The sequence below is a fragment of the Streptomyces sp. NPDC002125 genome, assembly GCF_053593715.1.
This window is the reverse complement of sequence record NZ_JBSFDD010000006.1, coordinates 1-13,352: the sequence shown is the minus strand read 5'-3', so window position 1 is coordinate 13,352 and position 13,352 is coordinate 1. Positions and strand designations below refer to the sequence as shown.

Annotated in this window: 13 protein-coding genes; 9 read left to right on the top strand and 4 right to left on the bottom strand. The window is 73.4% G+C overall.

Features of this window, described 5'->3' with window-relative positions; translation table 11 throughout:
* Positions 1 to 34 precede the first annotated feature (34 nt).
* A complete protein-coding gene (locus ACWCQM_RS12565) occupies positions 35 to 2,110 on the top strand; it encodes a molybdopterin oxidoreductase family protein (RefSeq protein WP_450915285.1) in 2,076 nt (691 codons plus the stop codon).
* On the opposite strand, the gene ACWCQM_RS12560 is transcribed toward ACWCQM_RS12565, so the two are convergent.
* The 3 genes from ACWCQM_RS12560 to ACWCQM_RS12550 all read right to left on the bottom strand — a co-directional run bounded on the left by ACWCQM_RS12560 (position 2,073) and on the right by ACWCQM_RS12550 (position 3,540).
* Complete coding sequence (locus tag ACWCQM_RS12560; protein WP_450915284.1) at positions 2,073 to 2,552, bottom strand: gamma-glutamylcyclotransferase family protein; 480 nt, start codon at positions 2,550 to 2,552, stop codon at positions 2,073 to 2,075. The two genes, ACWCQM_RS12565 and ACWCQM_RS12560, sit on opposite strands and share 38 nt — an antisense overlap.
* Complete coding sequence (gene cutA / locus ACWCQM_RS12555; protein ID WP_450915283.1) at positions 2,549 to 2,887, bottom strand: divalent-cation tolerance protein CutA; 339 nt, start codon at positions 2,885 to 2,887, stop codon at positions 2,549 to 2,551. The genes ACWCQM_RS12560 and cutA overlap by 4 nt, the downstream gene beginning before the upstream one ends.
* Positions 2,888 to 2,961: 74 nt before the next feature.
* The gene (locus ACWCQM_RS12550; protein ID WP_450915282.1) at positions 2,962 to 3,540 is read right to left on the bottom strand and encodes an NADPH-dependent FMN reductase; all 579 of its coding nucleotides are present in this window, start codon (positions 3,538 to 3,540) and stop codon (positions 2,962 to 2,964) included.
* Positions 3,541 to 3,601: 61 nt separating this feature from the next.
* Between ACWCQM_RS12550 and ACWCQM_RS12545 the strand changes: the two genes are divergently transcribed.
* The 4 genes from ACWCQM_RS12545 (at position 3,602) to ACWCQM_RS12530 (ending at position 6,791) form a co-directional block, all read left to right on the top strand.
* Positions 3,602 to 4,393 (top strand): aminotransferase class IV family protein, encoded by a 792-nt coding sequence (locus ACWCQM_RS12545; RefSeq protein ID WP_450915281.1) that lies wholly within the window; start codon positions 3,602 to 3,604, stop codon positions 4,391 to 4,393.
* 95 nt (positions 4,394 to 4,488) lie between these two features.
* Positions 4,489 to 4,965, top strand: coding sequence for a DUF5990 family protein (locus tag ACWCQM_RS12540; RefSeq protein WP_450915280.1), 477 nt, complete (start codon positions 4,489 to 4,491; stop codon positions 4,963 to 4,965).
* A gap of 356 nt (positions 4,966 to 5,321) precedes the next feature.
* Positions 5,322 to 6,131: a hypothetical protein gene (locus tag ACWCQM_RS12535; protein WP_450915279.1), complete on the top strand. Its 810-nt coding sequence runs from the start codon at positions 5,322 to 5,324 to the stop codon at positions 6,129 to 6,131.
* 27 nt (positions 6,132 to 6,158) lie between these two features.
* Positions 6,159 to 6,791: a class F sortase gene (locus ACWCQM_RS12530; RefSeq protein WP_450915278.1), complete on the top strand. Its 633-nt coding sequence runs from the start codon at positions 6,159 to 6,161 to the stop codon at positions 6,789 to 6,791.
* A 40-nt stretch (positions 6,792 to 6,831) separates the two neighbouring features.
* Here ACWCQM_RS12530 and ACWCQM_RS12525 read toward each other — a convergent pair whose 3' ends face one another.
* A complete protein-coding gene (locus ACWCQM_RS12525; protein WP_450915277.1) occupies positions 6,832 to 7,623 on the bottom strand; it encodes a sulfite exporter TauE/SafE family protein in 792 nt (263 codons plus the stop codon).
* A 149-nt stretch (positions 7,624 to 7,772) separates the two neighbouring features.
* On the opposite strand from ACWCQM_RS12525, the gene ACWCQM_RS12520 reads away from it, so the two are divergent.
* From ACWCQM_RS12520 to ACWCQM_RS12505, 4 genes are all read left to right on the top strand, one after another.
* Complete coding sequence (locus ACWCQM_RS12520) at positions 7,773 to 9,047, top strand: NAD(P)/FAD-dependent oxidoreductase (protein WP_450915276.1); 1,275 nt, start codon at positions 7,773 to 7,775, stop codon at positions 9,045 to 9,047.
* The gene (gene nirB / locus ACWCQM_RS12515; RefSeq protein ID WP_450915275.1) at positions 9,047 to 11,632 is read left to right on the top strand and encodes a nitrite reductase large subunit NirB; all 2,586 of its coding nucleotides are present in this window, start codon (positions 9,047 to 9,049) and stop codon (positions 11,630 to 11,632) included. Before ACWCQM_RS12520 ends, nirB begins: the two co-directional genes overlap by 1 nt.
* Positions 11,632 to 11,991 carry a nitrite reductase small subunit NirD gene (gene nirD / locus ACWCQM_RS12510; RefSeq protein WP_450915274.1) on the top strand — a complete coding sequence of 120 codons (360 nt, stop codon included), beginning with the start codon at positions 11,632 to 11,634 and terminating at the stop codon, positions 11,989 to 11,991. Before nirB ends, nirD begins: the two co-directional genes overlap by 1 nt.
* Before the next feature lie 115 nt (positions 11,992 to 12,106).
* Positions 12,107 to 13,273 carry an alkaline phosphatase PhoX gene (locus tag ACWCQM_RS12505; protein ID WP_450915273.1) on the top strand — a complete coding sequence of 389 codons (1,167 nt, stop codon included), beginning with the start codon at positions 12,107 to 12,109 and terminating at the stop codon, positions 13,271 to 13,273.
* Positions 13,274 to 13,352 lie beyond the last annotated feature (79 nt).

The window sequence follows — 13,352 nt, the reverse complement described above, 5'->3', positions numbered from 1 at the left end:
GGTCCCCGTAATACCGGGCTCGCACGCTGGGTGTATGGCCAGCACCGAGACGTCCACCCACTGCCCGTACTGCGCCCTCCAGTGCGGGATGAAGCTGCGACCGGTCACCGATGGCGCGGTGGCCGAGGTCGTGGAGCGTACCGACTTCCCGGTCAACCGGGGAGCCCTCTGCGGCAAGGGGCGCACCGCTCCCGCCGTGCTCGCCGCCGGGGTCCGGCTGACCGGCCCGCTCGTGCGCGACGCGGGCGGCGAGCTGGCGCCCGCGAGCTGGGACGAGGCACTGGAGCGGATCACCGACGGGCTGCGCGGCACCCGGGCGGAGCACGGCGCGGACGCCGTGGGGGTGTTCGGCGGCGGCGGGCTCACCAACGAGAAGGCGTACGCCCTCGGGAAGTTCGCCCGGGTGGTGCTCGGCACCTCGCAGATCGACTACAACGGCCGCTTCTGCATGTCGTCGGCCGCGGCGGCGCACCAGCGGGCGTTCGGGCTGGACCGGGGGCTGCCGTTCCCGCTGGAGGACATCCCCCGGACCGGGTGCGTCATCCTGGTCGGCTCGAATCTCGCGGAGACCATGCCGCCGGCCCTGCGCTATCTGACCGAGCTGAAGGAGAACGGCGGCCGGCTGATCGTCATCGACCCGCGCCGGACCAGGACGGCGGAGCAGGCGGATCTGCACCTGGCGCCCCGCCCCGGCACGGACCTGGCCCTGGCACTCGGCATGCTGCACCTGGTCGTGGCGGACGGGCGGGTGGACGAGGAGTTCGTCCGCGCCCGTACGAGCGGCTGGGACGAGGCCAGGGCGGGTGCGATGGCGCACTGGCCGGAGCTGGTGGAGCGCCTCACCGGGGTGCCCGTGCCGCAGCTGCGCGAGGCCGTGGAGATGTTCTGCGGCGCGGAGACCGGGATGGTGCTCACCGCGCGGGGCCCCGAGCAGCAGGCCAAGGGCACGGACACGGTGGGGGCCTGGATCAACTTCTGCCTGGCGACAGGACGGGCGGGCCGCCCGCTGTCCGGCTACGGCTGCCTGACCGGCCAGGGCAACGGCCAGGGCGGCAGGGAGCACGGGCAGAAGGCCGACCAGCTGCCCGGCTACCGCAAGCTCACCGATCCGGCGGCGCGCCGCCATGTGGCCGGGGTGTGGGGCGTCGACCCCGACTCGCTGCCGGGTCCGGGGCGCAGCGCGTACGAGTTGCTGGACGCGCTGGGGCGGGATGTGCGGTCCCTGCTGGTCATGGGGTCCAACCCGGTCGTCTCGGCGCCGCACGCCGGGCACGTCGAGGAGCGGCTGCGGTCGCTGGACTTCCTGGCGGTCGCGGACGTGGTGCTGTCGGAGACCGCGGCGCTGGCCGATGTGGTGCTGCCGGTGACGCAGTGGGCGGAGGAGACCGGGACGACGACGAACCTGGAGGGCCGGGTGCTGCTGCGGCAACGGGCGGTCACACCGCCGGACGGGGTCCGCAGCGACCTGGAGGTGCTGAACGCGCTGGCCGGTCTCCTGGGGCACGGCAAGGGCTTCCCGGCCGATCCGGAGGAGGTCTTCGACGAGCTGCGGCGGGCGTCCGCGGGCGGTCCCGCCGACTACGCGGGCATCTCGTACGAACGGATCGCGGCGGAGGACGGGGTGTTCTGGCCCTGCCCCGACGAGGAGCACGCGGGGACGCCCCGGCTGTTCCTGGAGCGGTTCGCGACGGACGACGGGCGGGCCAGGTTCGTGCCGGTCACGCACCGGGCCGCCGCGGAGGAGACGGACGCGGAGTATCCGGTGGTGCTGACGACGGGGCGGGTCGTGTCCCAGTACCAGTCGGGGGCGCAGACCCGCCGGGTGGCCGAGCTGAACGCCGCGGCGCCGGGCCCGTTCGTGGAGCTGCACCCCCGGCTCGCGGAGCGGATCGGGGTGGCCGAGGGCGAGAGCGTCGCGGTGACCTCGCGGCGCGGGCGGGCGGTGGCACCGGCCAGGATCACGGTGGCCATCCGGCAGGACACCGTGTTCATGCCCTTCCACTGGCCGGGCGAGGGCCGGGCCAACTCGCTGACCAACCCCGCGCTCGACCCCGTGTCGCGGATGCCCGAGTTCAAGGTGTGCGCGGTGCGGGTGGAGGCCGCCGGCTGAGCCAGTCCCCGCCGGGCACGGGTGTGCCGCCGGTGCGCAGGGAGCGGGCGACGGCGGTGGCGGCGAGGTAGACCCAGGCGCGGACGGGTTCGACGGGCCCGGGCGTCCCGGCTCCCGTGCCGGGGGCGGCCCGCACCGGGAGGACGGGGCGGGCCACCCGTTCGTACAGATTGCGCGGGTGGTCCGGCCCGAGGTACTGCTCCAGGTCGTCCAGGAGCCCGAGCAGTCCGGCGTACGCACCGGGCTCGGCGGTGACCAGCGAGCCGTGGACCGTGCCGTGGCCCTCGACGGCGTACGGATAGCCGGGGCCCTCGTAGAGGAGGGCGCCCGGCAGCACCGCGGGCCGCTCCTCGCGGGTGCGGCCGCGCAGGAACCGGTCGTGGTTGTGCTCGCCGGGGAGCAGCGTGCCGTAGACGAAGAACGGCAGCCGCCCCTCGGTCACAGGGCCACCGAGGGGGCCGTCTCGGCCGACACCCAGGCCAGATAGCGGTCGCTGCCGCGCACGACGGGGGTCGCGATGATCTCGGGCGTCCCGTAGTCGTGCGCGGCGAGGAGGTGCGCCTCCAGCTCGTCGTACCGCTGGGCGGTCGTCTTGAACAGCACCTGCCACTCCTCGGTGGTCTCGATGGCGTCCTGCCACCGGTAGACCGAGGTGACGGGCGCGGAGATCTGGGCACAGGCGGCGAGCCGCGACTCCACCGCGTCCCTGGCCAGGGTGCGGGCCTTCCCCTCGCTGTCCGTCGTGGTCAGTACGGTCAGCCATGCGGGCTCGGTCATTCCCGGGTCTCCTCGCGCTCTCGGCGTGCTCGATGTCTCGGTGTGCGGCCCCCCGATTGTCGGCCCCGGAGGTGTCAGGCGCCGTACGGGTGGCGGTTCCTGGCGTCGCGCAGCGCGCGGCCCCACCACACGAGCTGGTCGAGCATCCTCTTGGCCGCGCCGTCGGCCTGGGCCGGGTCCCTGTGACTGCCCCGGTCGTCGAAGAGGGCGCCCGCGTTGTGGAAGGAGACGGTGTCGCGGACCGAGACGGCGTGCAGCTCGGCGAAGACCTGGCGCAGGTGCTCGACGGCCCGCAGGCCGCCGGAGATCCCGCCGTACGACACGAACGCGACGGGCTTGGCCTGCCATTCGGAGAAGTGCCGGTCGATGAGGTTCTTCAGCGGGGCGGGGTACGAGTGGTTGTATTCGGGGGTCAGGACGACGAAGGCGTCGGCCTCCGCCAGCCGTGGGGAGATCCGGGTGGCGGGGACGGCCGGCGGTTCGGTCTCGGCCACGTCGATCAGTTCGGTCTCGATGTCCGGGTGTTCCGCGGCCCGGCCGAGGAACCAGTCGGCGATGACGGGTCCGAAGCGGCCCTCGCGGTTGCTGCCGAGGATGACGGCCACCTTCAGCGGGGCGGTGGACTGGGCGGGCGTGTTGCTGGTGAGGTCCATGCACGGAAGCCTCCGGCCTCAACCAAGGTTGAGGTCAAGCCCGGCGCTCTACCGTGGTGCCATGACGACTTCGCCCTTCCCGTACGTCGAGTTCGACGGCCACCCCGCCACCGGGGAGGATCTGTCCATCCCCGCCTTCGCCGGTTACGGCCACTTCACCGCGATGCAGGTCAGGGACCGTACGGTGCGCGGTCTCGCGCTCCATCTGGGGAGGCTGGACGCGGCGAACCGGGAGCTGTTCGGGCTGCCCCTGGAAGGGGAACGCGTGCGGGAGCTCATCGGGCACGCGCTGGACGGCGCCGGCACGCGGGACGCGTCGGTCCGGGTGCACGGCTTCCTGCCGCCGGGCCGCGCGGCGACGGTGACGATGGTGACCGTGCGGGAGCCCGCGCGGACGACCGGTGCGCCGCGGAGCCTGATGTCGGTGCCGTACGCCCGCGCGGTGCCGCACATCAAGCGCCCCGGCGAGTTCGGCCAGATGTACTACGGGCGGCTGGCCGAGCGCTCGGGGTTCGACGAGGCGCTGCTGACCGCGCCCGGTGGTGTGGTGACCGAGGGTTCCATCACCAACGTCGGTTTCTGGGACGGCACTTCGGTGGTCTGGCCGGACGCCCCGGCCCTGACCGGCATCACCATGGCACTGCTGGAGCGCGGGCTCGCGGAGGCCGGCCGCCCCTCGGTGCGCCGGGCGGTGACGCTGGACGGGCTGGGCGCCTACGGTGCGGCGTTCGTCACCAACTCGCAGGGCATCGCACCGGTCCACCGGATCGACGAGACACCCTTCCCCGTCGACGAGGAGCTGATGAAGCTGCTGGGCCGGGTCCACGAGGACGCCCCCCGCGAGACGGTCTGAGCACCCCCGGGCGCACGGGCACCGCACGACGGCCGCGTACGGGACCATGGGCCTCATCGCCCCGCACGACGGCCGCGTACGGGACGATGGGCCTCATGCAGATCCATATCGAGGCCACCGAACTCCCGGGCCGCACCTGCGGCCCCGACACCGACTTCGCCGGTTTCGAGAACATCCACGTCGGCGTGCAGCGCAAGGACCGGCCGGGCGAGCTGCTCGGTCTGCACCCCGGCGACGCGGCGCGCGCCGGCTGGACCCTGGACTGCACCGCCGCGCCCACCGCGGAGGGCGTCGAGGTCTCGGGTCCGTACATCCAGAACCGGCTCGGCGGGCGCTTCGTCTATCTCTCCTGGGGCACGGTGGACGGCTCCGGCACCTTCACGATGTTCCGGCGCGCCAAGCTGATGCTGAGCGACATCGCCCCCGAGGTCCTGGAGGCCGCCGCGAGGACCGGGCACCTCACCGCGCGGCTGCGCCTGACCGACGGCAGGGGCGGCCCCCGGTGCGGACGCGTACGGCCGCCGGACATCGCCTGGTCCGCGACGGGCGGGAGTGACGGGCACGGGGTCTGAGGCGGAGGAGACATGACACCGCCCTCACGGGCCCCAGGGGGGGTTGGGCCCGTGAGGGCGGTTGCCATGGGGCCGGCGGGGGGGTGCCGTCCCGTGGGGGGGATACCGAGCGTGTGCCCGGCCGCTCCAGATCCATACATGTGACCTACGTCACACTCGGGCGGCAGGGGGGTCACCCGATCGGCACCGGAGGGGCCCCACGGCCGCCCGCACCGCCTCGACCTGCACCGGACGGAGGGGACGGGTGCGCTCCCCGGGGCCATACGGGTGAAACCTGACCGGGCGTCAACATGCAGCGTCCCGGCACGGCCCGTTACCTCGGAGGCAGGACACATCCGTCTGCCCGGAGGATTCCCATGCGCAGCCCTGCCCGCCTCGTGACCGGTACAGCCGCCGCGGCCCTCACCGCCGCCGCGCTCGGCCTCGCCGCCGCCCCGTCCGCCCACGCGGGCACGGACGACCTCGGCAGACCGGAGCTCAGCTCGGTGACGGCCGTCGCCGAGGCGGAGTGCGGGCCCGGCGCACCGGACGCCCCGGCCCGCTGCGGGCAAGGCACCCGGGCGGCGAGCGACCCCGGCGCGGCGGGCGTCCCGGACACGGCTGACGGCTCCGGGACGCCCGGAGACCCGACGGACCAGGACGGCCCGACGGCCGCGGACGACCCGGCGGCCCTCGACGGCTCCACGGTCCCGGAGGACTCCGCGGCCCTCGACGACCTGACGTCCACCGAGGACCCCGCCGCCCCCGACGGTTCGGCCCCGGAAGAGCCGGCCGCCGACGACCCCGCCGCGGCCGACGGCCTCGCGGGGCTCTCCGGCTCCCTCTGGCCGGACACGGGCGAGGAGGGCGAGGACCCCCTGGTCGGGACCGAGCCCGGGGACGAGGCCGGTGCTCCGACGGTCCCCGGGACCCGGCCCGCCCCCGTGAGCCCGCCCGGCACCGACCCAGGGTCCGCGAAGCCGCCCCTGCCCCCGCCGGGCACCAGGCCGACGACCCCGCCCGGCGACAGGCCCAGCCGGCCGTCCGGCCATGTCGACACGGGCGTCGGCGGCACCGCCGCCCCCGACACCGCGCAGCTCGCGGCGGGCGCGGGCCTCGTGGCGACCGCCGCCGTCTGCGGCGCCCTGCTCCTGCGCAGGCGCCGCGCGGACGGCACCCGGCACTGAGGGCGGCGAACCACGGAGGACGACGACGTGGACAGGACGACCCTGAGGGCCAGGGCCTGGCTGGTGGGCATCGTCGCGCTGTGCGGCGTCTGGCTCGTGCAGAGCGGCGCGGCCGACCGGCTCGTGGCGCCCCAGCCGTCCACCGCCGAGGCGTTCACCGCGGGCCCCGAGCCGCGGCGGGGCTCCCCGGTCGCCGAACCGCTGCGCCCCGCCGCGCCGGTGCGCATCCGCATCCCGGGCATCGGTGTGGACGCGCCCATGACGGGCCTCGGCCTGGGCGCGGACGGCAGCCTCGACGCGCCGCCCGCCGGAGACCGTAATCTCGCGGGCTGGTTCGAGGACGGCACTCCCCCGGGCACCAAGGGGACGGCCGTCGTCGCCGGGCATGTCGACAACGCCGACGGGCCGTCCGTCTTCTACTCCCTCGGGTCGGTGAAGAAGGGCGCCCGGGTCGAGATCGACCGCCGGGACGGCCGTACAGCGGTCTTCTCGGTCGACGCGGTCGAGGTGTACGAGAACGACGCCTTCCCGGACAAGCGCGTCTACGGCGCCACGCCCCACGCCTCGCTCAGGCTGATCACCTGCGGCGGCGGTTTCACCCGCGAGTCGGGTTACCTGGGCAATGTGGTGGCGTTCGCCCATCTCACCGAAGTGCGCTGATCATGCGGTCCACCAGCTGATCAAGCGGTCCACCGGCTGATCAAGCGGTCCACTGGTCGAAGCCGAGCTTGGCGACGAGCGAGAACACCACGACCAGCAGGACCCCCCGGACGAAGTCGCTGCCCTTGCGCAGAGCCATCCGCGCCCCGAACATGCCGCCCGCCAGATTGAATACGGCCATCAGCGCGGCCAGTTGCCACAGGACGGTGCCCTGGTAGGCGAACATCGCCAGCGCGCCCGCGTTGGTGCAGACGTTCACGATCTTGGCCGTGGCGGACGCGGTGACCAGGTCGAGGTGGAGCACGGCGGTCAGGGCCAGCACCAGGAAGGTGCCCGTGCCCGGCCCGAACAGCCCGTCGTAGAAGCCGATACCGCCTCCGACCAGCACGATCGCCGTGACGGTGCGGGCCCGGGTGACACTCCTGCCGGTCCCGTCGCCCGCCGCGGCGGTGCCGAAGGACGGCCGCAGCATCACGAAGGCCGCGACACCGAGCAGCACCACCATGATCACCGGGCGCAGCACGTCGCTGCTGATGCCCGCGGCGAAGAAGGCGCCGGTCATCGACCCGGCGAGGGCCATCAGCCCGATCCGTACGGCGGTCCCCACCTGGACCGGCGCCTTGCGCACATAGGTGACGGCGGCCCCGGAGGTGCCGACGATGGCCACCGCCTTGTTGGTGCCGAGGATGTGCGCCGCCGGCACATGGGGCAGACCCAGCAGCAGGGCGGGCAGGAGGAGCAGCCCGCCACCGCCCACGACCGCGTCGATCCAGCCCGCCGCGGCGGCGGCCAGGCAGAGCAGGACCAGGGTGGTGAGCGTGATCTCGGGCATGACCGAGACCTTAAACACGTGGTACCTACACCGTCCAACCGGCCGTCCCGCGCCCTCACAGAGGGGGTGACGACGTGCTGAGCGCAAGGTTCCTCCCGGGAAACAGGAGGGATGCGGTCGGGTAACACCCGCCGCGCACTCTCATGGGCATGAGGACACAGACGGAGAACGCGGCGCGGGTGGTGGTGATCGGCGCCGGGATGGCGGGCGCGCGGCTCGCCTCCCGGGTCCCCGGTGTCACCGTCATCGGCGAGGAGGAGCACGCACCGTACAACAGGGTGCTGCTGGCCGAGGTGCTCGCCGGCCGGTACGAGCCGGACGTGATCGCGCTGCCGCCCGCCGAGGTGCGGCGCGGGGTGCGGGTCGTGCGGATCGACCGGGCGGAGCGTCAGGTGCTCTGCGACGACGGAAGCGTCATCGCCTACGAGCGTCTGGTGCTGGCCACCGGCTCCAACCCGGTGCTGCCGCCGCTGCGGGGCCTGAACCACCGGCTGCCCGACGGGGTGCATCCCTTCCGCACCCTCGACGACTGCCTGGCCCTGCGTGCGGCCGTACGTCCCGGAGTGCGCGCCGTCGTCATCGGCGGTGGGCTCCTCGGGGTGTCGGCCGCCAGGGCGCTGGCCGAGTGCGGTGCCCAGGTGGTGCTGGCCCAGCAGGGCGAGCACCTCATGGAGCGCCAGCTCGACGCAGAGGCGGCCGGGATGCTCCGCCGTCACCTGGAGGCCCTCGGGGTCGAGGTGCACACCGAGTGCCGGGTGCGCGGACTGCGCTGCACGGACGGGGACACCCCCGCCGTGCGGGCCGTGGAGCTCGCGGACGGCTATGAGCTGGCGGCCGAGATCACCGTCCTGGCCTGCGGTGTCCGTCCCCGGACGGGCCTCGCGCAGGCCGCGGGGCTCGACGTCCGCAAGGGCATCGTCGTCGACGACGAGCTGCGCACCTCGGACCCGTACATCCACGCGGTCGGGGACTGCGCGGAGCACGGCGGGACGGTCTACGGGCTGGCCGGTGCCGCGCTCGAACAGGCCGATGTGCTGGCCGAGGTGCTGAACGGACGCTCCGCGAGCTACGGGGGCACCCGGGCGCTGACCCGGCTCACCCTGCGCTCCCCCTCCGCCGCCCCCGCCCCTGCCGGAACCGTCGGAACCACCGGAGCCGCCGTCGTCTCCGGGACGCCCGGCGGACTCGACCTCGCCGCCTTCGGCGACTCCCGTCCGATGCCCGGCGACGACGTGATCCGGCTGGCCGACGCCACCCGGGGCGCGTACCGCACGGTCGTCGTTCGGGGCGACCGGCTGGCGGGCGGGGTGCTGTTCGGCGATCTCGCCGCCGTCGGCACCCTCGCCCGGACCTGGCAGGACGACGAACCCCTCCCCGCCGACATGTCCCTGCTCCACCTGCTCACCAACGACGGAGGCTTCTGATGCCGGTGTCCACTCCCCCGACCGCCCCCACCGCAGGCGTGCCGACGATCGTGGTCGTCGGGCACGGCATGGTCGGGCAGCGGTTCCTGGAAGCGCTCGCCGACCGCGGCCTGACCGCCGCAGCGGGTACCGCCAGGGTCGTCGTGCTCTGCGAGGAGCCCCGCCCCGCGTACGACCGCGTCCAGCTGACCTCGTACTTCTCCGGGAAGACGCCGGAGGACCTCTCGCTCGTCGAGGCCGGCTTCATGGAGCGCCACGGCATAGAACTCCGCGTCGGCGACCCCGCCGAGAGCGTCGACCGTGAGGCGCGCACCGTGACCGCGCGCTCCGGGGAGACGTTCTCCTACGACACGCTGGTGCTGGCCACCGGTTCGTACCCCTTCGTGCCGCCGGTTCCCGGCAAGGACGCCGAGGGCTGCTTCGTCTACCGCACCATCGAGGACCTCCTCGCGATCGAGGAGTACGCGAAGAACGCGAAGACCGGCGCGGTCGTCGGCGGCGGGCTGCTCGGCCTGGAGGCCGCGGGCGCGCTGAAGGGCCTCGGACTCGACACGCACGTCGTGGAGTTCGCGCCCCGGCTGATGCCCGTCCAGGTCGACGAGGGCGGCGGCGCGGCGCTGCTGCGCACCATCGAGAACATGGGCCTGACCGTCCACACCGGTGTCGGCACCCAGGAGGTCACCGCGGGCGAGGACGGCCGGGTCGACGGCATGTCCCTGTCGGACGGTTCCTCGCTGGAGACCGACCTGGTCGTCTTCTCCGCCGGCGTACGCCCCCGGGACCAGCTGGCCCGCGACTGCGGTCTGGCGGTCGGCCCGCGCGGCGGCATCATCGTCGACGAGGAGTGCCGCACCTCCGACAGCGACGTCTTCGCGATCGGCGAGTGCGCGCTCGCGTCGGACGGCCGGGTCTACGGGCTGGTGGCCCCGGGGTACGAGATGGCGGTGGCGGTCGCCGAGGTGATCGCGGGCAACGCGGCCTCCTTCACCGGCGCCGACCTCTCCACGAAGCTGAAGCTGCTCGGTGTGGACGTCGCCTCCTTCGGTGACGCGCACGGCGCGGCCGAGGGCTGCCTCGACGTCGTCTACGCGGACTCCCGCTCGGGTGTCTACAAGAAGCTGGTGATCGGCCAGGACGGCACGCTGCTCGGCGGTGTCCTGGTGGGCGATGCCGATCAGTACGGCACGCTGCGGCCGATGACCGGCACGGTCCTGCCCGTCGCCCCGGAACAGCTGGTGCTGCCGGCCGGTGCGGGCGGCCCGGTCACCCTCGGCCCGTCCTCGCTGCCCGACGAGGCCGTGATCTGCTCCTGCCACAACGTCACCAAGGGTGCGATCTGCGAGCACACCACGCTCCCCGAGGTGAAGAAGTGCACCAAGGCGGGCACCGGCTGCGGAAGCTGCGTCAAGGTCATCGGCCAGCTGCTGCCGCAGCCCGAGGACCAGGGGCTGTGCGGCTGCTTCGAGTACACCCGCAGCGAGCTGTACGAGATCGTCCGCACCCTCGGCGTCACGACGTACGCCGCGCTCCTCGACTCGCACGGCCGTGAGTCGGCCCGCGGCGGTGACGGCTGCGAGGTCTGCAAGCCCACGGTCGGTTCGATCATCGCCTCGCTGGCCCCGACCGTCGGCGCGAGCGGCTATGTCCTGGACGGCGAGCAGGCGGCCCTCCAGGACACCAACGACCACTTCCTGGCCAACCTCCAGCGCAACGGCTCGTACTCGATCGTGCCGCGCATCCCCGGCGGTGAGATCACCCCGGAGAAGCTGATCGTGATCGGCGAGGTGGCCCGGGACTTCGGCCTCTACACGAAGATCACGGGTGGTCAGCGCATCGACCTCTTCGGTGCCCGCGTGGACCAGCTGCCGCTGATCTGGACCCGTCTGGTGGACGCCGGCTTCGAGTCCGGCCACGCCTACGGAAAGTCGCTGCGGACGGTCAAGTCCTGTGTGGGGCAGACCTGGTGCCGCTACGGCGTGCAGGACTCGGTGAAGATGGCCATCGATCTGGAGCTGCGCTACCGGGGCCTGCGCTCCCCGCACAAGCTGAAGTCGGCGGTCTCGGGCTGTGCCCGCGAGTGCGCGGAGGCGCGTGGCAAGGACTTCGGGATCATCGCCACGGCGCAGGGCTGGAACCTCTACGTCGGCGGCAACGGCGGCGCCACCCCGCGCCACGCGGACCTGCTCGCCCAGGACCTCTCCGACGCCGAACTGGTCCGCCTCATCGACCGGTTCCTGATGTTCTACATCCGTACGGCGGACCGGCTGGAGCGCACCTCGACCTGGCTGGACCGGATCGAGGGCGGCCTGGACCACGTGCGCGACGTCGTCGTCCACGACTCGCTGGGCCTCTGCGACGAGCTGGAGCGGCTGATGGCCGACCACGTCGCCGGCTACCGCGACGAGTGGGCCGAGACCATCAACGACCCCGAGCGGCTGCGGCGCTTCGTGACCTTCGTGAACGCCCCCGACGCCCCCGACCCCTCGGTCAAGTTCGTCCCGGAGCGCGACCAGGTCAAGCCCGACCTGGACATCCTCGCGGGCCCGGTGCTCGCCATCCGTACTCTTGAAGGGAGCTCTTCCTGATGACGACCCAGACGATGGAAACGGCGCAGGACACCCGGTCGATCCAGCTCGCGGACGGGGACGGCTGGCTCACGGTCTGCGACCGCTCGCTGCTGACCCCGGGGCGGGGCGTGGCGGCCCTGCTCCCGGACGGCCGGCAGGTCGCGCTCTTCGTGGACCGGGCGGGGCGCGCGTACGCGATCGACAACCGCGACCCGTTCACCGGTGCGTACGTCCTCTCCCGGGGCCTGATCGGCTCCGTGGCCGGCCGGCCGTTCGTCGCGTCGCCGCTGCTGAAGCAGCGCTTCGACCTGGAGACGGGCGCCTGCCTGGACGACGACGAGGTCAGCGTGCCGGTGTTCGCGGTCCGCGCGGAGTGAACCCACCCTGTTCATGACACGTTGGAGATCCGGCAACCGGGCGCCTCTACTGTCCTGACGTTCCACCCGCCGGGCCGACCGGGCCGGCGGGCCGCACGTCACCCGTGGAGTGATCGTGGAACGTCGGACCTTCTTGCGCACAGCCGTGATCGGCAGCTCGGCAGCGGCATTCGGCGGCACCCTGTGGCGGGGTGCCGCCTTCGCGGACCCGGCCCAGCCGGCCACCGGCCCCTACGGGGCTCTCCAGGCGGCCGACGCCAACGGCATCCTGCTTCCGAGCGGCTTCACCAGCAGGATCATCGCCCGTTCGGGACAGACCGTCCCCGGCACCTCGTACGCCTGGCACAGCGCCCCCGACGGCGGCGCCACCTTCGCCGACGGCAGCGGCTGGATCTACGTCTCCAACGCCGAGGTGTCCTCGTCCGCCGGGGGCGGGGCGAGCGCGGTGCGCTTCAACTCCTCGGGGACGGTCACGTCCGCGTACCGCATCCTGTCCGGCACGAACACCAACTGCGCGGGCGGGCGCACCCCGTGGAACACCTGGCTCTCCTGCGAGGAGGTCACCCGCGGCTTCGTCTACGAGACCGACCCGTGGGGTGTGAACGCGGCGGTACAGCGCCCGGCGCTGGGCCGGTTCAAGCACGAGGCCGCGGCGGCCGACCCCGACCACGGCTACATCTATCTGACCGAGGACGAGACGGACGGCCGCTTCTACCGCTTCCGTCCCACCACCTGGGGCACCCTCACCAGCGGCACCCTCCAGGTGCTGGTGGCGGGGACCGCCACCAGCGGCCCGGTGACCTGGACGACGGTGCCCGACCCCGACGGCTCGCCCACCCAGACCCGCTACCAGGTCTCCGGCGCCAAGGTCTTCAACGGCGGTGAGGGCTGCTTCTACGCGGCGGGCACCTGCTGGTTCACCACCAAGGGCGACAACCGGGTGTGGGCGTACGACGCGAACGCCTCGTCCATCTCGCTCGTCTACGACGACTCGCTCGTCACGAGCGGCAGCGCCCCGCTGACCGGCGTCGACAACGTCACGCGCGCCGGCTCCGGCGACCTGTACGTCGCGGAGGACGGCGGGAACATGGAGATCTGCCTGATCACCCCGGACGACACCGTCGCCCCGTTCCTGCGGATCAGCGGGCAGTCCGGGTCGGAGATCACCGGTCCCGCCTTCTCGCCCGACGGCAAGCGGCTCTACTTCTCCTCGCAGCGCGGGACGAGCGGAAGCTCGACCGGCGGCATCACCTACGAGGTCACGGGGCCGTTCCGCTCCTGACCGTACGCCCGGCGGCGGGGGCGGGGGCGCGGGGGCCGGCGCGAAACCCGCCCTGCGGGCCGCAGGGCCGCCCACAGCG